The 21,037-nt window shown below is 32.3% G+C and carries 16 protein-coding genes; 8 read left to right on the top strand and 8 right to left on the bottom strand.

Annotated features, from left to right (window positions below; all coding sequences use genetic code 11):
- The first annotated feature begins 43 nt into the window (after positions 1-43).
- From Q4548_RS02450 to Q4548_RS02435, 4 genes are all read left to right on the top strand, one after another.
- Entirely contained in the window at positions 44-607 is a 564-nt protein-coding gene (locus Q4548_RS02450) for a TetR/AcrR family transcriptional regulator (RefSeq protein ID WP_303451107.1), read from the top strand.
- A 69-nt stretch (positions 608-676) separates the two neighbouring features.
- Entirely contained in the window at positions 677-1,225 is a 549-nt protein-coding gene (locus Q4548_RS02445) for a carboxymuconolactone decarboxylase family protein (protein ID WP_303451105.1), read from the top strand.
- Between the two features lie 201 nt (positions 1,226-1,426).
- Positions 1,427-2,002: a haloacid dehalogenase type II gene (locus Q4548_RS02440; RefSeq protein WP_303451102.1), complete on the top strand. Its 576-nt coding sequence runs from the start codon at positions 1,427-1,429 to the stop codon at positions 2,000-2,002.
- A 26-nt stretch (positions 2,003-2,028) separates the two neighbouring features.
- Positions 2,029-2,673, top strand: a complete 645-nt coding sequence (locus tag Q4548_RS02435; protein ID WP_303451100.1) for a DsbA family oxidoreductase — start codon at positions 2,029-2,031, stop codon at positions 2,671-2,673.
- A gap of 77 nt (positions 2,674-2,750) precedes the next feature.
- Here the strand turns inward: Q4548_RS02435 and Q4548_RS02430 are convergent, their stop codons facing one another.
- From Q4548_RS02430 to Q4548_RS02400, 7 genes are all read right to left on the bottom strand, one after another.
- The gene (locus Q4548_RS02430) at positions 2,751-4,550 is read right to left on the bottom strand and encodes an alkaline phosphatase (RefSeq protein WP_303451097.1); all 1,800 of its coding nucleotides are present in this window, start codon (positions 4,548-4,550) and stop codon (positions 2,751-2,753) included.
- Positions 4,551-4,617: 67 nt separating this feature from the next.
- Positions 4,618-6,213, bottom strand: coding sequence for a RagB/SusD family nutrient uptake outer membrane protein (locus Q4548_RS02425; protein WP_303451094.1), 1,596 nt, complete (start codon positions 6,211-6,213; stop codon positions 4,618-4,620).
- Between the two features lie 23 nt (positions 6,214-6,236).
- Positions 6,237-9,308, bottom strand: coding sequence for a TonB-dependent receptor (locus tag Q4548_RS02420; RefSeq protein ID WP_303451091.1), 3,072 nt, complete (start codon positions 9,306-9,308; stop codon positions 6,237-6,239).
- 182 nt (positions 9,309-9,490) lie between these two features.
- Positions 9,491-10,081 carry an AraC family transcriptional regulator gene (locus tag Q4548_RS02415; protein ID WP_303451088.1) on the bottom strand — a complete coding sequence of 197 codons (591 nt, stop codon included), beginning with the start codon at positions 10,079-10,081 and terminating at the stop codon, positions 9,491-9,493.
- A 36-nt stretch (positions 10,082-10,117) separates the two neighbouring features.
- Positions 10,118-13,210 carry a two-component regulator propeller domain-containing protein gene (locus Q4548_RS02410; RefSeq protein ID WP_303451085.1) on the bottom strand — a complete coding sequence of 1,031 codons (3,093 nt, stop codon included), beginning with the start codon at positions 13,208-13,210 and terminating at the stop codon, positions 10,118-10,120.
- A gap of 85 nt (positions 13,211-13,295) precedes the next feature.
- Positions 13,296-13,697, bottom strand: a complete 402-nt coding sequence (locus tag Q4548_RS02405) for a hypothetical protein (protein WP_303451081.1) — start codon at positions 13,695-13,697, stop codon at positions 13,296-13,298.
- Complete coding sequence (locus Q4548_RS02400) at positions 13,694-14,941, bottom strand: 3-deoxy-D-manno-octulosonic acid transferase (protein ID WP_303451078.1); 1,248 nt, start codon at positions 14,939-14,941, stop codon at positions 13,694-13,696. Before Q4548_RS02400 ends, Q4548_RS02405 begins: the two co-directional genes overlap by 4 nt.
- Positions 14,942-15,044: 103 nt before the next feature.
- Between Q4548_RS02400 and Q4548_RS02395 the strand changes: the two genes are divergently transcribed.
- The 4 genes from Q4548_RS02395 (at position 15,045) to Q4548_RS02380 (ending at position 19,518) form a co-directional block, all read left to right on the top strand.
- A complete protein-coding gene (locus Q4548_RS02395) occupies positions 15,045-15,803 on the top strand; it encodes a DUF3108 domain-containing protein (protein ID WP_303451076.1) in 759 nt (252 codons plus the stop codon).
- Positions 15,804-15,844: 41 nt separating this feature from the next.
- The gene (locus tag Q4548_RS02390; protein WP_303451073.1) at positions 15,845-17,068 is read left to right on the top strand and encodes a peptidoglycan DD-metalloendopeptidase family protein; all 1,224 of its coding nucleotides are present in this window, start codon (positions 15,845-15,847) and stop codon (positions 17,066-17,068) included.
- Positions 17,069-17,079: 11 nt separating this feature from the next.
- Positions 17,080-18,627, top strand: a complete 1,548-nt coding sequence (gene pgi, locus Q4548_RS02385; protein WP_303451070.1) for a glucose-6-phosphate isomerase — start codon at positions 17,080-17,082, stop codon at positions 18,625-18,627.
- Between the two features lie 108 nt (positions 18,628-18,735).
- Positions 18,736-19,518: a hypothetical protein gene (locus tag Q4548_RS02380; RefSeq protein ID WP_303451067.1), complete on the top strand. Its 783-nt coding sequence runs from the start codon at positions 18,736-18,738 to the stop codon at positions 19,516-19,518.
- Positions 19,519-19,594: 76 nt separating this feature from the next.
- Here the strand turns inward: Q4548_RS02380 and Q4548_RS02375 are convergent, their stop codons facing one another.
- Complete coding sequence (locus Q4548_RS02375; RefSeq protein ID WP_303451062.1) at positions 19,595-20,779, bottom strand: phosphoglycerate kinase; 1,185 nt, start codon at positions 20,777-20,779, stop codon at positions 19,595-19,597.
- Between the last annotated feature and the right edge of the window lie 258 nt (positions 20,780-21,037).

Below are 21,037 nucleotides of genomic sequence, written 5' to 3'. Positions count from 1 at the left end.
AAGATACTAAGCAATTGCTTAGATTTGTAATGTAATTACAATTATGGCACGTAAAAAACAATATAACGAAGAAGAAGTCATCAAAAAAGCAACAGCTCTTTTTTGGAAGAATGGCTATGAAGCTACTTCTGTACGTATGTTAGAAAAAGAAATGGGAATTAATCAATTCTCTATTTATGCTAGTTTTACAAACAAACAAGGAGTCTTTTTAGAAAGTATAAAGTATTACAAAACACAAATTCACATTCTAAAAGAGAAACTAAGAAAATCTAACAATGGGGTTTTGGGAATTCAACAATATTTTTACGATTTTTTAGAATTCTCTAAAGAAGGTTCTTTGCACAAAGGTTGTTTGGTAACCAACTCTGTGAACGAAATAAAAGAAGAAGACAATACTTTGATAATGAATGAACTTACAAACTTTGCCAATGAAATTAGAGAGTTGTTTGTAAGCAATCTAAAACAAGACGACTCAAAAGAAAGTTCAGCCATAGAAAAACAGGCGGATTATTTAATGAATAGCCTTTTAGGGCTTTCCATAGCATCCAAAGTTTTTAATCAAGAACAATTAAAAAACATTATTGAAGTTACATTTTTGAACTTGTAACTTTTTTTACAACAAAACTAAGCGAATGCTTAGAAATAATATTAATTATTAAATAAAAATTAGAAAATTATGACAACGTTAAAAATTCACAACCTAGAAACAGCTCCAGAAGCAAGTAAGCCATTGATTGAAAAATCTCAAAAAGCATACGGAATGATTCCTGGTTTACACGGTGTATTAGCAGGAGCTCCAAAAATTTTTGAGGCTTACCAAACTTTACACGAATTGTTTGTAAATACCTCTTTTAACGAAGAAGAATTAACCGTAGTTTGGCAAACTATAAACGTAGAACACGCTTGTCATTACTGTGTACCCGCACACACAGGAATTGCAAAAATGATGAAGGTTGATGATGCTGTTACCGAAGCATTACGTAACGAAACTCCTTTAGCTGATGCAAAACTAGAAGCTTTGCGTAACATGACTTTAACAATTGTAAGAAATCGTGGACACGTTTCTCAAGAAGATTTAAATGCCTTTTATGCAGCTGGTTATGGTGAGCAACAAGTCTTAGAAATTATTTTAGGATTGTCTCAAAAAGTAATTAGCAACTATACCAATCATATTGCGAACACTCCAGTAGATGCACCTTTCCAAGGATTTGCTTGGTCTAAATAATTTACATACCAATCTACAATCTGCTCAGTTCTTTGTAATTTGAGCAGATTATTTTTTTATCCTAAAGTTCTAAACCCAAATGGAAATATCAACAACGAAATTGGCTCCAAAAGTATTGTTTTTTGATGTGAATGAATCTTTATTAGATTTATCAAACATGAAAAAAGCATTGGGAAAATAGTAAACGGAAGAGATGATTTATTGTCTTTGTGGTTTAGTACGTTATTACATTATTCTTTGGTAACCACTGCAAGCCGTCAGTTTACTGATTTTGGTTCTATTGGTAGCGCAGCTCTTAAAATGGTAGCTGCCAATCACAACATTCAATTGTCGGATGAACAAACCAAAGAAGCCATGCTTGCTTTTAATTCATTACCTCCTCACCCCGAAGTAAAAGAAGCTTTAATTCTTTTAAAACAAACTGGGTACAAAATGGTTGCTTTGACCAACTCTTCTAAAAAAGGGATGGAAACTCAATTAAAAAATGCTGAAATTGATATTTATTTTGACAAACAGTTGAGTGTTCAAAGTTTTGGAAAATACAAACCCGATAGTGATGTATACCATTGGGCATCTAAAGAGTTAGGAGTAAAAAATAACGAGTCTATGATGATTGCTGCTCATGGTTGGGATGTAGCTGGAGCTATTTGGGCAGGATGGAGAGCTGCTTTTATCAACAGACCCGGACAACAATTATATCCTTTGGCTCCCGAAACAGAAATTAACGAAATCAATCTTTTAAAAATTGCTAAAAAGTTAGCTGCTTTAAAAGTCTAAAATGATTTCATCATAAACCAAAAAAAATGAGTGATAAAATTAAAATAGATCTAGTCTCAGATGTAGTTTGCCCATGGTGTGCCATAGGATACAAACGTTTAGAACAAGCCATTAATGAAATGGGTATACAAGACAAAATTGAACTAGAATGGCAACCTTTTGAATTGAACCCTAATATGCCTGCAACGGGTCAGAATGTGCAAGAACATATTACAGAAAAATATGGTTCTACCATAGAACAACAAAAAAAGTCTCAGGAATTAATGACTGAATACGGAGCAGAACTTGGCTTTACGTTTGATTATTTTGATGAAATGCGTATGGCAAATACTTTTGAGGCACATGTATTGTTAGAATATGCTAAAGAACAAGCAAAACAAACAGCACTAAAATTAAGATTAATGGCTGCTTTTTTTGGAGAACGAAAAGATGTTTCTAAAAGAGACATTTTAAAACAAGAACTTGAAGCTGTTGGATTAAATGCTGATGAAGCTTTTGCTAAATTAGCATCAGAAGAAACCCGTAAAGAAGTTAAAGATAAGGAATCTTATTGGCAAAATATGGGAGTAAGCTCTGTACCCACTGTGGTATTTGATAGAAAAAGTGCACTTACAGGAGCACAACCTGTAAAAGTTTACAAACAAGTACTAACAGAACTTTTAAACGCATAAAAACGTTGGCTAATCAAAAATAGCGACCTGATTTACTTAAAAACTGAGTCGCTATTTACTTAAACAAAACTTAAAATCTATTTTAATACTTCTACTATTTTTTTAAAAACTAGATTGTTTTCATAAACTCCAGAAAAATTATCTGATTGAGGACCGTAAGCAAAAATGGGAACCATAGTACCTGTATGATCGTGGGAAACAAAACCACCCTCTATTTTATGCTCTTGAACATCTCCACTAGAAACACTAAAACCAGATGTTTCGTGATCTGCGGTTACAATTACCAAAGTCCCTTCGTTTTCATCCGCAAATTTTATAGCCTCTGTAATGGCTCTATCAAAATCTACCCCTTCATTTACAATTCCTTCTGTATTGTTAGAATGTCCAAAACTATCTATTTGAGCAGCTTCTACCATTAAGAAAAATGGTTTCTCTTTTTGCTTTAAAAATTGCAATCCTGCTTTTGTAGTTTCTGCTAACAAATTACCTCTATTAGTTATTATAGATGGTACTCCTCCTTTAGAAAAAAACAACCCAGCTCTTTTAGCCTTTGAATTGGTCAATTCATCTACATGATTAACGATACTAAACTGTTTTTTAATTTCTAATTTTTTAAAGGTTTTAGCACCTCCACCTGCAAAAAAATCCAAATCACTAGTTAACAAATCTTCGGCAATTTCCTCTTTTTGTGATCTATCTTTTTGATGTGCATAAAAAGAAGATGGAGTAGCTCCTGTAATTTCATCAGTAGTAATACAGCCTGTAGAAAACCCTTTTTGATGTAGCAACTCTGTAATATTTTTAAGAGGATCCCCATTTACATCTGTACCAATAGCTCTATTGTTCGTTTTTTGACCAGTTGCTAATGCTGTTCCTGCTGCTGCAGAATCGGTAGTAAAATCATCAGCAGACTGTGTTTTAATCAGTCCTATTTTTTTAAGTTGAGTTAAGGTTAACACTCCTTTATTTGCCAATGTTGCTGATGAAATTTGAGACAATCCATTTCCATCACCAATCAACAAAACAACATTCTTTACTTGTGTTTGAGCTCCATCATTTTTAAAAGTAGGCTGATATACTTTTGATACCACCAAAGGTTTTGTAGTTCTATGTACTAAACTGTGTACATATTCTGCACAACGTTTAGGCATGTCTGTATTAATTACATCAACTCCTAACTCTGTAAAAATTCTCCAAGCTGTTTTAGAATCTGGAGTTCCCCAAAAACGAAAAGGCTTGTGTAACTTTTTACCTTTGTGAATGACGTTTGTTACTTTTTCATAATCATGATGTGTTAATCTACCTTTCCCGTTCCATTCAGAATATTGATTAAAACTGGTACTAACCAATGCTACTTTCTCTAAATTTTCAGGAGCTATTGGCTCCTCAATTTCCTGGTAATCAAAAGAAATATAAGCTGGATATGTATGATAAACATCCGAATTTGGTCTGTTTCCAGAAATTACAATTTTTATGTGCTTGTGATTTATAATTTGTGGATAGTTCTGTAACGTTTCCTGAATTTTAGTTAAGGTGCTTACAGCTTCTGTTTTCACATCAATCATTAGAATAATGTCTTTGTGCAAATCTTCATCTTTGCTAGAAACTTGCAACAATGGCTTTAAATATAAAGCTTCTAAGGTTTTGTGTTTTTCTATTTCGCCATTTTCGTGGGCTACATATAGTTTTCCTTTTTTTAAGAAAACATCTGCTTCTATTAAATTTAAACCACTTGTATAGGCAGTCCAAAAAGGTGTTTTTTGTTTGTAATCGTTGTGAGATTGTATGATGATTTCATCATGATTTTGAGCAAACCCAATAGAAATTAAGAATGAAAAAAATAATATTGAAAGCTTTCTTTTTGCAATTAATAGCATAAATAAATAGTTAAAAAAAGGTGCTATCGAAATAGCACCTTTTCGAATTAATGAAACAAACCAAATATTAATTCCAGTTTTTATTTTGAGGAATTCCTGATGATTGTATTACTGTGTTAGGAATAGGCCAGACATTCATATAAGAGGCATCAAATTGAGTTCTTGCAGGCCATACAATTTCTGATGTATATGGAGAATCTGGATCAGATCTATCTGTATAAATTCTTCCATAAATTGGTTGTGTGTATACTGCTTGTGCATCTCCCCAACGAACCAAATCAAAGTGTCTGTTAGCAAATTCTCCTGCCAACTCTACTCTTCTTTCATGTTTTAAATCATCCATAGTTGCATTGGTTTTTGCTGCCAATCCTGCTCTAGCTCTTACTAAGTTTAAAGGAGCATCTCCATTTTGACCACTTGCAATTAATGCTTCGGCTTTCATTAACAACACCTCTGCATAACGCATTAACGGTATATTGTAAGTAGTTGAAGGAATATCTCCATTGGTATTCACATAAGTTCCTATCGGATCTGGTAAACCGAACTCATACATATATTTGTTGAATTGGAAACCAGACAAAGAATTTTCTGATTGATATCTTTTTGTTTCACCAAAATATTGAAACTCATCACCAAAACTCAAAATAGTAACTTTTTTACGAGCATCACCCTCTTCAAATTCGTTGTACAATCCTTCTGATGGTGTATAATATCCCCATCCATTAAATTTACCCCAACCTTTGTTTTCTAACATAACACCACTTAAAATACTTCCTCTATCTACCCCAGAATTCACTGTCCAAATATATTCGCTACCCCAGTTTTGTAAATGGCTGTGTAATTCTCTATAATCTTTAGCAGGATTTCCTGTATTTACCAAAGCTCTACCAGAACCGGAATTGGTTACCAAATCTGCATATTTTACTACCTCTGCATATCTTGATGCATCGTATTGAGCCCAATACAAATTAGTTTTGGCAATGTAAGCTAAAGCTGCATCTTTATGAGGTCTACCATAATCATCCGAAGAATATGCTGTAAACAATGGTAACAAATCAGCAGCTTTTTTTAAATCTTCAACAATCATTGCATAGTTTTCTACCACACTTGTTGGTCGTTGGTATTTACCTCCAACATCAAACATATTTTCAATTGTAATGATTGGAATACCTCCACTTTTATCATCTCCATACGTATGTGCCAACCAGAAATAACTAAAAGCACGCATAAAATAAGCCTCTCCTAAAACTCTGTTTTTTAAAGCTTCATTAATTTCCATATCAGGTACATGTAAAAGTACGTCGTTAGCCCTTCTCACTACTTTGTAACAACTCGCATAACAGGTAGAAGTATAACTTCCTTCGCTACCATCAATATTAAAATCTTTAATAACATCAGCTGTCGCTTTGATTCTTCCCGTAATCATATCATCAGAAGCATTGATATACCAAAAAAAACCCCTACCAAACATTTCTTCTTCAAACATTATTCCTTGTAAACCGTTTGCAGCTTTTATTGCTTCAGATTCTGTCTTCCAATAATTACCATTGGAAACACTTCCTATTGGTTCTAAGTTTGTAAAATCGTCTGAACAAGATATCGTGTTTCCTACTAATACAGCAGTCAACATTACTATTCCTATTTTTCTATATATTTTTTTCATTGTATATTCTAAGTTTTAATAAATTATAATGACAATAACAATCCTAATGATAATGTTCTAGCCACTGGATATTTAGCAACGTCTAATCCTCTTCCTCCTACTTCTGGATCTAAACCTGAATAGTTAGTAAAAGTCAGTAAGTTTTCTCCAGACAGGTACATTCTTAATGAAGCTCCATTCGCTACTCTATCCATAATATCTTTGCTAAATGTGTATCCTAAAGTCACGTTCTTAATTCTTAAATAAGAAGCATTTTCTAAATACCAGCTAGAGGTAGTTCCAAAGTTTTTATTATCGTCTTTTGTAGACAATCTAGGAATGTTACTTCCTGTGTTTGTTTCTGACCAAGCCCCTAAAACTCTATTGTCTAAGTTATATCCTGATAAAGATGCATTGTAAGTAGTGTACTTGTATCCGTTAAACGCTTTTACACCTCCTACTCCTTGAAAAATCATTCCCAAATCAAAACCTTTGTAGTCTAGGTTTAACCCAAAGTTATAAGTGATTTTTGGTTGATACGCAGCATAGTATTTTTTATCTGCTTCGCTAATTTTACCATCATTGTTGGTGTCTTGAAATTTAAAATCTCCAGGTTTTGCTTTTGGCTGAATTAGGTTTCCGTCTTTTACATAAGTATCAATTTCTGCTTGATTTTGAAAGATTCCTAAATATGGAATCAAGAAAGGTGTGAATAATTCTCCTCCAACTCTAGTTTGATAGGGTTTTAAAACACTTCTTACATTTTCTCCATGAATAAAAGTTACCTGACCTATTGAACCATATCCCTCTAAGTTTACCAATCTATTTTTTAGTGAGGTTAAATTGGTATTTACATTATAATTTAAATTACCTATTTTATTTTTATAAGACAGTGCTATTTCAAATCCTGTGTTTTTTACTTCACCTCCATTTACACTTGCTGGAGAAATTCCTTGATGTGGATCTGACAAACCTGGAAGAATCATTCCTTTGGTTGTTTTTTCAAAATAATCTGCTGTTAAGTTCAAGCTATGATTAAACAAAGTTGCGTCTAAACCAAAGTCTAATGATTCAATTCTTTCCCATTTAAGACTTGGATTTTCATTTCTAGCTACATAACTCCCTGGTATTCCATAAAAATTTGGTTTCTCTCCTAAAACTACATCACGGTTAGCAATGGGTACATCAAATGAATAATTCCCAACTGTATTTATATTTCCGATTTCTCCCCAAGAACCTCTTAATTTTAAATCGTTGATAACCTCTAAATTAAAGAAGGATTCTTTAGAAATTCTCCAACCTGCAGAAATTGATTGAAAATTATCAGACTGATTATTTACATGTAATTTTGACGATTCATCTCTACGATAACTACCTGACACGTAGTATTTATCGCCATAATTATACATAAGCCTACCTATAGCAGAAGTCAAAGCAACCTCATACGGACTGTTAGAAGGTTTCTTTACAGTTGTTGCATTATGAATGTATTGGTAATATGGATCTTCAATAGCAAAACCAGTTCCTGATACTGAAATTGAATTATTGATCATTTTTTGTGCAGAATAAATTACCGTAGCTTCAACCTTATGCTCTCCAAAAGACTTATTATAATTCAATTGGTTGTCCCAAATCCATTTATCATAAACAGTACTTGATTCAGACAACGAGTTTTGAGGATTTGTTCTTCCTAATTCAGGAACTTTAGGATAAAATTCTTTTCTATTAACCTCTCTATATAAAAAAGAATAATTCGTCTTAAAAGAAAAATTATCTAAAATATCGTACTTTAAATACATATTTGCTACTAAATAAGTACTTGGAGACTTTTTATTAGGTCTTAACAATAATGCTAAAGGATTGTAAACATCTCCATAAGCTCCGGCAAACTGAGACAAATCTTCTGGTGCTGTTCCTGCAAAACTTCCATCTGCATAACGAGTTGGAGAAGCAGATGGCATGTAAATAGCATTGATGATAGTTCCAGAATATGGATTATCTGTATTAGTTCCATAGGCTTCAGATCTTGATAAATACACATTTTCTCCTATGTTAATTTTATCCGTAATATCATAATCTGCTTTTAATCTTAAGTTATATTCTTGGGTACTTGTCCCTTTTAACAAACCTTCTCTATCTCTAAAAGCAAACGAAGTGTAATAATTATACGCTTTTCCTGCTCCACTTAAATTTAAGTTTAAGTTGTTCACCTTTGCATCTCTAAAAATAGCATCAATCCAATTGGTACGGTTTACTTGTCCGTAAGGGTTTTGAGTAGCATCGTGAGCAGATTGCCTAGGAGAACCTGCATTGTCTGCAGCTGTGTTGTACACCTCTGCTTGTTGCTTAGCAGTTAATGGAGTTGGTAAGTTTGTAGCACTTTCAATAGCTGTATAATAATTTACTCTTAATTTTGGCTTTCCAATTTTTCCTTTTTTAGTTTCAATCACAATAACTCCTGATCCAGCTTGTGCTCCATAGATAGAAGCAGATGCTGCATCTTTTAACACTGAAATAGAAGCAATGTCGTTAGCGTTAGCAACTGGTCCATTTGGAACTCCATCTACAACGATTAATGGAGATTCTGAGTTAAAAGTACCAATACCTCTAATTCTAATATCCGCTCCTCCTGAAGGATCTCCTCCAGCGTTAGATACAGTTACCCCTGCAATGTTTCCTTGTAAAAAATTTTTGTAATCTTTTACGGGTCTACTCTCTAAACTTTTAACATTGGTAGCAATTCCAATAGAAGATGTTAAATCTCCTTTTTTTGCAGAACCGTAACCAATTAAAACCACCTCATCCAATGTACTTGCTACATCTTTTAAAGTAATGTTCACTTCTTGATTTCCTTTGTAAGAAAAATCTACTGTTTGATATCCTAAAGAAGATATGTTTAAAACACCTTCTTTAGAAAGGTTTTCAATCACAAAGTTTCCATCAAAGTCTGATACCGTAAAAACTTCCTTTTGATCTTGTGATTTTGCCGTAATATACGCTCCTGGTACTGGCATTCCATCTGATTCAGAAACTATTGTTCCCTTTACAGTTACTTGGGCTATAGAAAAGGACATACATCCCACCACAAATAATAAAAATAAATAAGCTTTTTTCATTTGAAAAATTTAGTTTTTGATTTGCTTCAAAAGTAATTTTGACCACACCCAAAACGGGGTGAAATTGTATTTGAAAAGGGTAAAATTGTTTCTAATATGGGGGTGTTAAAAAATAAAAAGGTGTCTTTTGGTTACACTAACAGTGAGTTAACATTGGGATAATCCTACTATAACAAGACTGACTACTCATTTTCTTTTTTGTAAGCCTTAGGAGTTACCCCAAAATGTTTTTTAAACGACTTGCTAAAGTATTTAGGATCGTTAAAACCACATTCAAAACCTACTTCGGATATATTTAAGTTTTTATTCTTTAACAAATAAGTTGCTTTTTGGAACCTAAGTGAGGTAATAACATCCGATGGCGATTGATTCAATACTTCTTTAAACAATCGGTAACATTTTACTCTAGAAACCTCTAAAAGCTCTATCAACATTTCTACATTAAACTCCGGATTGGACAATTCTTTTTTAATAATCTTCAGTCCTTTTTTTAAGAGTTTGTCATTAGCCGTTTCTACTTCTTGATCTTCTGTTAAAATTTGAAAAATTTCTTGTTGAAACTTATTTTCTACCACCTTGTCTTTAGGCTGCATTACCGATGTCAATTTTTTCATGATAAAACTCTCACTTGCGGGTAATTGAATCACCACATCAATACCCAACTCTACAGACTGCTCTTGTAACGTATAGTTAATTTCTTCAGAAATGTATATGATAGGTATTCTAAAACTATTGTTGATTTCTTGTTTGTATTGATTTAAAAAATAAACCAACTCTTTGCTAAAAGATGCTTGGTAAAAAACAATAGCCTAAATACTAATTTGTTGCAAAGCAGAACTTAAATCAGAAACAGAAGTCTCAAATAATAAATTGTATTGTTCGTTTTCTAAAATTTGATTGGCAGCTCCTAAATTTTCATCATCACTAAAGACCAAAATGGTTTGTTTGCTAGCATCTAGTTTTTCTTCTAAGTTTAAATGCTTCCAAGCAATGGTTTCTATCGGCTTGGTTTCTGTATCTACCAAAATCATTGGAATGCTTAATTGCAATTCAACATCATTGTTCTGCACAACCATCAAACTTCCCTCTAAATCTTTAAGCATCACCTTTACCGCTTTGTAATAGGGACTAAAATGTACAATGCTATCCCAACTGTTTTTAAGCACCGTACTGTTAGATCCTAATTTGATGTTTAAAACTTCTTGATCGTGACTAATTGTTATTTTTACGGAGCTTTTTTCATCAGAATATTTAATAATATCGTTAAAAAAATATTGCAACAACAGTCTAAATCTTAGCAAGTCTATCTCAACCCATCCTAAGTTTTTATCAATACTTGCATTGAAGTTTACTTGATTGTTTTGCAATGCTTGTTTTACTTTTTCGATGCTTTTTTTAACAATCGGATATATGTTTACCGAGCTTTTCTTTTGATTTTTGATGTCTTTAATGTGATCTAAATAATTCCACTCAGAAACTAAATTGATTAATTTTGCAGACTGAGAAACTAATTTTTTTTGAAGTGTTTCATCATCTACTTTGTAAGATGTTTGAATGATTTTAGAAATAGGATCTTGAAACTCTGACAAAACAAAGGTTTTAAACTTTTCAATTTCAAAATCTTCATTTTTTAAGTTGTTATGAAGTTCTAGTAATTTTTCTTTTTGAATGATGATTTCTTTGTTCTTATCATCTAATTTTTGATTGACTAAAAGCAAATCTTCTTTCTGATTATGAATCACCTTGGTACGTTCTGCAATCTGATCTTCTAACTTTTTCTTTTGCAGCAGTGTGTTTTTATTTTTGATATAAATAATTACAAACAACGCTATGACCAACAACAATAACAAAATCACATAAAACAAAACAGTTTGGTAAAACGCTTTTCTAATGTACAATGAAAAATAACCAAGTTCATTTACCTCTCCATCTTTGTTTTTTATATAGAACTGATAATTTCCGGACGGAATATCATCGTAAATAACATTTGAATTATTAGGATCTAATAGAACCCAATCTTTATCATAACCTTCTAGTTTGTAAAAAACAGAAAACTCCTCTATTCTACCCACCGGAAAAACAATCGGAACAATGTTAACTTCCAAACGATTGTCCATATGTTTTTTTACAATGTGTTTGCTATACTTTTCATTACCTTCTATTTCTATTTTTATTTTAGGTTCTGTTTTTTGAATGTTTATCTGACTTGGAAGAAAATAATTCAACCCATTTACCCCTCCAAAAAACAAAATTCCTTTGGCATCTTGATAATATGCTCCTTCAGAAAATTCGGGTGCTTGCCAACCCTCTTCAGGATTTATAACCGTTATTTTATAACTTTTTTTGTCTACAAAAACCAATCCTTTGGTTGTACTTAGCCACACCTGATCGTCATTTTGCAACAAACCATAAACCATATGACTTGGCAACCCTTCTTGTTCCGTTAAGTTTTTTACAACTCCAACCTTTTTATTATATACACTTAATCCACCTAAAGAGGCAATCCAATAATTGTTAGTTTCCGTATCTTTAAACACAGAATACACACTGTTTCCTAAAATTCCATCTGTCACGGTGATGGTTTCTTTTTTACCAGAAACAATATTTAACAACACAACTCCTTTAGTTTCTGTAGCCAAAATCAACTCATTGTCTACTTTTTTTACATTCCTAAAATTGTAAGTTGAGAGCAATTCCTGTCCTTTAAAAGATTCAAAAGTATTGGTAGTTAAATTGAATTTTGCCAAACCTCCCCAACAAGCAATCCACAATATGTTTTGTTCATCTTCGTAAACAGAATAATTTCTATCGTTTGGAAAATTCGATATTTTCTTAGATTCATACAATTGATACTTTCCCTTGTTTATTCTTAACAATCCTGCATAAGTTCCTACCCAAACACTTCCTTCCGAAGAGGTAAACAAACTTCTTATTCGGTTCCAATCAGGGTTTTCTGTCTGTTCTTTAAATGTATATTTTAAGTAACAACCGGTAGGATAATCATAGTAATACAGTCCTTGAGTGTAATATCCCAGCCACACTTGTCCACTAAAATCTTTGGTAATAGCCCTGATAGTTTCACTTGGCAAATGAGGGTAAATTACAGGGTGTGGTGTTACCGAAGAAATCAATTCTGATCCTTGATAAGCCATGCTAACACCTCCATCCTTTTGACCCAACCATACATTTCCAAAAACATCAGTATGCAGTCTTACAATCTCATTGCTATTAAAACTATAAGGGGAATACAAATCAAACACATAATGGTCTATTTGCGCATTTTGTAAATTTCTAGAACTATTGGGTATAATATATAAGCCATCTCTTCTAGTGGCGATCCAAATATTTCCTGTTTTGTCTTTTAAAATATCATTGATAATTAAACTTGGATATTTTGCCAACAACATATCTCTAAAAACCTGATATTTTTCTGTCTGAATTGAATTGTTTGCACTCTTTACAAAAGCACCTTTTACAAATTCATAATAATTACTGCCAACCCTAACAAGTGCATTTCCTTTTTTAGAAATAGTTAGATTGGCTGGTTTACCGACAAACTGAAAATTCTGAAATTGTTGATTCCCTAAATACCGAGCTACTTTTCCTTCGTTCGTAAAAATCCAAATAGTTCCATTGGCATCTCTATCTACATCTAAGACATAATTGCCTGGAATAGAATTTTTATTATTGATATGGTGTTTGTACGTTACAAATTTATGACCATCAAAATAATTCAATCCATCCCAAGTAGCCATCCAAAGCCCACCATCTTTATCGTTTTCTATATCAACAACAGAATTGTTAGACAAACCTTCGTTGGTAGTAAAACTCTCAAATTTAATGTGTTGACCAAATAAAGATGCTAAAAAAAAGTAAAAAAACAAAAAAGGGGCAAAACGCATAGTCACTCTATTAGTAACTTGCAATTTTATACTTATAATATTACGCCAACATAAAGAAGCTATTAACTTTACAACAAACTATGGTTTACTTAATAGTTACCAACTGTTTAAAAGCTGAAAAGAAAAACAAAAGTAAATACGATTGATAGATACACCAAAACCAAATATTTTTAACGTTGATTTGAAAATCTTGAATCTCATCCATAAAAATGTTCCCACTATTGATTTTCCATACGTGAAATCCCACAGACAACAATCCTATTGATATTGCAATACTTCCTAAAATCAATAAAATTCTATAAGTAATCGTCTTTAAAGGTTTGAAAGCCATTTTAAAATAAAGCACACTCATCATAAAAAAAAGGTACAATGGCAAGGTCCACAACACATTGGGCATCCACACAAGTGTGTTAAAAAAATCAAAATCAGTCAATACAAAAAGAGTAATTACCGTTAAAACTACGGCTATGATGTTATGTTTTTTCATAGAGTAAGAACTTTATCTATTGTTTTCATTATTTTTTCTGTAGCACCTAAATTCTGTGTTACGTATTGTTTTGTAATTTTTGCCTTTTCAACTCTACTAAGTTCATCTTCGTAAAATAGTGTCAACCAACTAGCTAAATCTTCTTTATTATTTACACTTATGCAACCTTTTAATGCAATTAAATCTTTTACTTCTTTAAATTTTCTGTAATTAGGACCTATAAGAATCGGAAGTCCAAAAGTAGCTGCTTCTAAAGTATTGTGCACTCCACTTTTGGTATAGCCACCACCGATGTAAGCAACATCTGCATAGGCATATATTTTTGATAAGATTCCAACAGTATCAATAACAAACACTTGAAAATCTTCTTTTTTTTGGGTTTCATGTTCCGTAAACAATAACACCTTTTTATGAATACTTTTTTTCAAATGTTCTATTCCCTCTTTGTTTATGTTGTGTGGGGCAATGATAAATTTTTCGTTCTGATTTGCTTTGTTATTTATATATTCTACCAACTTTTCTTCATCTTCTGGCCAAGTGCTTCCTGCAACCAAAACATGAGAATTTTTAGCAAATTCTTCAATAAAAATTAATTTTTCGTTGGCTTCTAATTGTTTCTGAACTCTATCAAAACGAGTATCACCCGCAATGGTAACATTGTCAAATCCACTGTTTTTTAACAACATATTAGAAACCTCATCTTGTACAAAAAAATGTGTAAATGCTTCTAAAGATTTTCGCATCCAAGCTCCGTAAGATTTGAAAAATATTTGATTTTCTCTAAATATACCAGAAACTAATAACGTTGGAATTTCATGTTTTTTCAACTCCAATAAATAGTTAGGCCAAAATTCATATTTAACAAAAATGGCTACAGACGGACAGGTTTTGGCTATAAATTTCTTGGCATTTCCAAGAGTGTCCATAGGCAAATAACAAATCGCATCTGCCAATTCATAATTTTTTCTAACTTCGTAGCCCGAAGGGGAAAAAAAAGTTAACAGAATTTGATGATTGGAATACTTTTTTTTAATTTCTTCAATCAAAGGTCTTCCTTGTTCAAACTCTCCTAAAGAAGCCACATGAACCCAAACAACCGGTTTTGTTGTAATTAATTTAGAGTCTATTTCGGAAAACACATGTTTTCTACCTAGCACAAATAATTTTATTTTGGCATTGAACAAAGCCACAAATTTGAGCACTAAAACAGCCAGCTGTGTAAAAATATTGTAAATAAATTGCATAAAGCAAAGCTAAAAAATTAGCACAGTATTTAATTGAGTTGGAGTTTTATTTTTTATTTTGGAATACGTTTTGATATTACCCTTTATAACTGAAAACACAGACATGAAACATTTTATATATTTTATATTTTTCACAATCGCAACTCTGCAAGCTCAGCCATTAAAAGCATATAAAGATGGAGAAAAAATCACGTTTAGAATTCACTATGGAATCATAAACGCGGGTTACGCATCTATTGAGGTAAATGACACTATTATAAACAATCAATCTATAGAACATGTAAAAGGTAAAGGTTGGACTACTGGCATGTTAAGATGGGTATTCCCTGTAAAAGATGATTATCAATCTTTTATCAACAAAAAAACGAGTTTTCCAGTAAGAGCAATCCGAAAATTAAAAGAAGGTAAACACACCAAAAACGTTGAACTTTTCTTTTTAAAAGACAGTGTTTTAACTGTAGATCATAAAAGAAAAAGAGAAAAATACGTTGCAGCAAAAGAAGTTCAAGACATGATTTCTGCTTTTTATTATTTGAGAAACAATGTGCCCGAAGATCTAAAAATTGATGAATCTGTAGAGATTGATATGTTTTTTGATCATAAAAAATTCCCTTTTAAATTGGTAAAATTAGGAGAAGAAAAAATAAACACCGCCTTTGGAAAGGTCAACTGTATTGTATTCAGACCCATGGTGCAATCGGGAAGAGTTTTTAAAGCTAAAGAAAGTTTGACCTTATGGATTACCGCAGATAAAAATAGGATTCCTGTAAGAATTCAAGCAGAATTAGCCGTAGGTTCTTTAAAAGCAGATATTGACCAATACAAAGGTCTTGCCCACCCAACCTTGTTTGATTTAAATTAATTAATTGTACTTTTGTTAGCCGGATTAAATCCTTATTTACCTTGAAAAAATTCTCTTTAGTTATCATCATTTTATCGTCTATTATTTCTTGTGGAAAAAAGCAAGAAAAAACCACAAAAGTCATCCCTAAAAAAGTAATAGAAAAACCTTCTAAAAAACTTTTTGGGTACGATTTAAAAGACTTTAGGGTGGTAGAAAAGGAGATAAAAAAAGGAGAAACGTTTGGAACTATCTTAGACAAACACCATGTTTTTACGCCCAAAATATACGAAATTGCCAATGTGGTAAAACCTGAATTTGACGTTCGTAGATTAAGAGCTGGAAAAAACTATACAGTTTTAACAAGCAAAGATTCTACAGAACAAGCCAAAATATTTATTTATCAACACGATTTGATCAATTACTCTATCATTGATTTTCAAGATTCTATTTATACCAAAAAAATTCAGAAGCCAATTACCATTCAATTAAAAAAATCTTCTGGTGTTATTACCAGTTCTTTGTCTCAAACCTTAGATGAAAAACATGTAAGTCCTATTGTAGCAAATGATTTAGCAGATATATACGCTTGGACCATTGACTTCTTTAGATTGCAAAAAAACGATAAATTCAAAGTAATTTACGAACAAAAATATATTGATGATACCATTCCTGCTGGAATTGGTAGAATTAAAGCTGCCTATTTTGAACATGTAGGAAAACCTTTTTACGCTTTTAATTACGTTCCAGATTCTATTACAGGAATTGAAGAATATTTTGATGATGAAGCCAACAATTTAAGACGTGCTTTTTTAAAAGCTCCATTAAAATTTAGTAGAATTTCATCTAAATACAATTTAAAAAGACGTATTGCTTTTTACGGAAGAATAAAACCTCACTTAGGAACTGATTTTGCTGCTCCTGTGGGAAGCCCTATTATGAGTACTGCCAACGGAAAAGTAATAGAATCTGCTTATAGAGGAGGAAACGGAAACTATGTAAAAGTAAGACACAACGGTACCTATACCACACAATATTTACACATGAAAAAAAGAAATGTAAAAGTTGGTGATTACGTAAAACAAGGTGATGTTATTGGTTGGGTAGGAATGACAGGAAACACGTCTGGACCACACGTTTGTTATCGTTTTTGGAAAAACGGAAGTCAGGTAGATCCATTGAAACAGAAATTACCTGAAGCAGAACCCATGAAAAAAGAAATTCAACAGAAATATTTAATTTATATTGCTTCAATAAAAGAAAAATTGGATGCTATTCCATATTAAACCAAAAAATTATGTCATTAAAAAACATCAACCCAACCCAAACAAATGCTTGGAAAAAGTTAACTGAGCATTTTGAAACTACAAAAGATCTAAAGTTAAAAGAGCTTTTTGCTACAGATACAAATAGAGACACAAAGTTTACCGTAGCTCTAGATGATTTCAAGCTAAATTTTGCCAAAAATAGAATTACAGACGAAACTTTGGATTTGTTAGTATCATTGGCAAAAGAAACAGAATTGGCTGATGCTATTGAGAAATATTTTGGAGGTGACGTTATCAATGCTACAGAAGGAAGGGCTGTTTTACATACTGCCTTAAGAAACAATAGTGGAAATGCTGTTTTGTCTGAAGGAGAAGATGTAATGCCCGAGGTAAATGCAGCCAAAGAAAGCATAAAAGCATTTACTGAAAAAGTAATTTCTGGAGCTTGGAAAGGATATACAGGGAAAGAAATTACAGACATTGTAAACATTGGTATTGGAGGTTCTGATTTAGGACCAAACATGGTTGTAGATGGATTGCAGTATTATAAAAATCACCTTACAACTCATTTTGTTTCAAACATAGATGGAGATCATGTTTCTGAAGTTATCAAAAAACTAAATCCAGAAACCACCTTGTTTGTAATTGTTTCTAAAACATTTACCACACAAGAAACCATTGGTAATGCAGTTACTCTTAAAGAATGGTTTTTACAAACTGCCTCAAAAACAGATGTTGCAAAACACTTTGTGGCTGTATCTACCAATTTAGAAGCTGTTGCTGAGTTTGGAATTGACTCAGAAAATGTGTTTCCAATGTGGAACTGGGTTGGAGGACGTTTTTCTTTGTGGTCTGCCGTTGGATTGTCGATTGCATTATCTGTAGGTTATGAAAACTACGCAGCATTGCTAAACGGTGCGTACGAAATGGACAACCATTTTAAAACTGCAAGTTTTGAAGAAAACATTCCTGTTATTTTAGCTTTGTTAAGCATTTGGTACAACAATTTTTATGGTGCAGAAAGTGAAGCTATTTTACCCTACACGCAATATTTAAACACATTACCAGCATATTTACAACAAGCTTTTATGGAAAGTAATGGTAAATCTGTAGATAGAGATGGTAACGAAGTTGATTACCAAACAGGAACCATTATTTGGGGAGCAGCAGGAACCAACATGCAACATGCTTTTATGCAATTGGTACACCAAGGAACTAAATTAATTCCATGTGATTTTATTGGTTTTGAAGAATCTTTGTACGGAAAAGTAGATCATCATAAAAAATTAATGGCTAATTTTTACGGACAGCAAGATGCTTTGTGTTTTGGTAAAACTAAAGAGCAAGTTTTAGAAAACGTTGCTCCAGACGCTATAGAATTGCCGTTTAAAGTATTTACAGGTAATAGACCTAGTAACTGTATCACCGCAAGTATATTAAGCCCAAATAGTTTAGGAAAAATAATTGCAATGTATGAACACAAAATTTTTGTTCAAGGTGTTATTTGGAACATTTTTAGTTTTGACCAATTTGGTGTAGAACTAGGAAAAGAAATGGCTAAAAAATTATTGAAATAAAATCTTTTTATACACTTTTAATTCTTAAATCCCTAGCATTCAAAATCTAGGGATTTTTTTGGCACCGAACTTGATAGTAAACATATGTTAACCATAAACTTTAATATCATGAAAATCAAGAAAAACCCAAAAGCCAATTTGGAAGAGTACAGCAAAGTGTTTACACTATTAGGTCTAGTTCTTACTCTTTTTATCTCTTACATTCTTATTGAACACAAAACCTACGCAATTAACAAACCAACCGTGTATGATGCAAAACCTACAATTGAAGATGATGAAATAAAAACATTTGTATACACTGTAGAAAAACCAAAAGTAGCTCCTAAAAAAATACAAGAACCAATTACAAAAGAACCTGTAGAAATTCAAAAGCCTTTGGATGTTATAGACCCAAATATCATTAAGAAAGAAGACAACGATGTAGATGTTTTAGAAAGTACTTTGATTAAAAATGATGACTCAGACAATAATGCCACTACAGAAACAGAAATTAAGCATGTTAGAGAAATAGAAGATTTGGTTGAAGAAACTGTTCCTTACGTCAGCATAGACAACGTTCCTGTTTTTCCTGGTTGTGAAAAATATATGTATGATAAAGAGAAATCAAAAAAGTGCTTTAGTAAAAAGATTTCTAAGTTTTTTAACAATCATTTTGACACAGGAATAGCCAATGATTTAAATTTATCTGGAATTCAACGAATTGGTTGCGTTTTTATCATTGATTCTAATGGAGAAGTCAAAGCAGATATTCAAACTTCTAGAACGCATCCAAAAATTGCAGAAGAAATTAAAACAGTTTTAAAAGACTTGCCTAAAATGAAGCCTGCAAAACAGAATGGAAAAGCGGTAAATTTACTTTATTCTTTACCCGTAAAATTTATGATTGAATAAACTACTTATTTCAAAAAAATAAAAATCCCAACTTGTACAAGTTGGGATTTTTATTATCTATTTTTTTATGTTCTAATTATGCTTGTAGAGCAGCAATTCCAGGCAATGTTTTCCCTTCCATGTATTCTAACAATGCTCCACCACCGGTAGATACGTAAGACACATCATCTCCAAACCCTAAGTTGTTGATTGCAGCAGCAGAATCTCCTCCTCCAATTAAAGAGAATGCTCCACCTTCTGTAGCATCTTTTACCGCTTTTGCTATTTCAATAGTACCAGTTGCGTACAACGGAATTTCAAAAACTCCCATAGGTCCATTCCAAATAACAGTTTTAGAATTTTTAATGATTTCAGAAAATTTCTCAATTGATTTTGGTCCAATATCAAATCCTTCCCATCCATCAGGGATTTGTCCTCTTAATACTATTTGAGTATTTGCATCGTTAGAAAAAGCATCTCCTAAAAAGTTGTCAACAGGGAAAATCAAGTTAACTCCTTTTGCTTTTGCTTTTGCCTCTAATTCAAGAACGTATTCTAACAAATCATCTTGGCACAAAGATCCTCCAATACTTCCTCCTTCTGCTTTTGCAAAAGTATAAGACATACCTCCACCAATAATGATGTTATCAGCAACGTCTAATAATTTTTCTATGATTAAAATTTTGTCAGAAACCTTAGCACCACCCATAATAGCAGTAACCGGTTTAACTCCACCTTTTAATACTTTATCAGCATTTACCAATTCTGCTTCTATTACTAAACCAGCTAATTTATCTTCAAAGAACTGAGCTACAATAGTTGTAGATGCATGTGCACGGTGTGCAGTTCCAAAGGCATCGTTTACATAAACATCTCCTAGTTTAGACAATTGTTCAGAAAAAGCCAAGTCACCTTTAGTTTCTTCAGCAAAAAAACGTAAGTTTTCTAACAACAATACTTCTCCTGGTTCTAAAGCAGCTACCGCAGCTTCGGCCTCAGCACCAACAGTTGCAGCTATAAACTTAACTTCAACACCTAAAATTTCTGAAGTCGTTTTTACAATATGTCTTAAAGAAAATTTATCCTCTACTCCTTTTGGACGTCCTAAGTGAGACATTAAGACCGCAGAACCACCATCTTCTAATATTTTAATAATAGTAGGCTTTGCCGCCTTTAATCTTGTTGTGTCTGTTACGTTAAAATCTGCATCTAACGGCACGTTAAAGTCAACTCTAACTAAGGCTTTTTTACCTTTGAAATTAAAATCTTTAATGGTTTTCATCTATATTCTTAATTAAAATTCTATAACAAATATAATCTAATTCCTAAAACAGTTACCCTCAAACAAAAAAAGATACTACAACGTTTTTGTTTGACTATCATTAATTATTTAGCTTGCTATTGTGTATAAATTTCTATTCTTAACAAGCTATTATCTCATCATCAATTATCTACTCTACTTACGCAAAACATTTCCTTAATTATTGACAAATTACCAAAAAAACAAAGATCTAAAAATCTGAACCTTATCTATCTTTCA

The organism is Wenyingzhuangia sp. 2_MG-2023, assembly GCF_030548295.1.
Lineage (GTDB): Bacteria > Bacteroidota > Bacteroidia > Flavobacteriales > Flavobacteriaceae > Wenyingzhuangia.
This window is presented reverse-complemented; position numbering and strand designations above follow the sequence as displayed.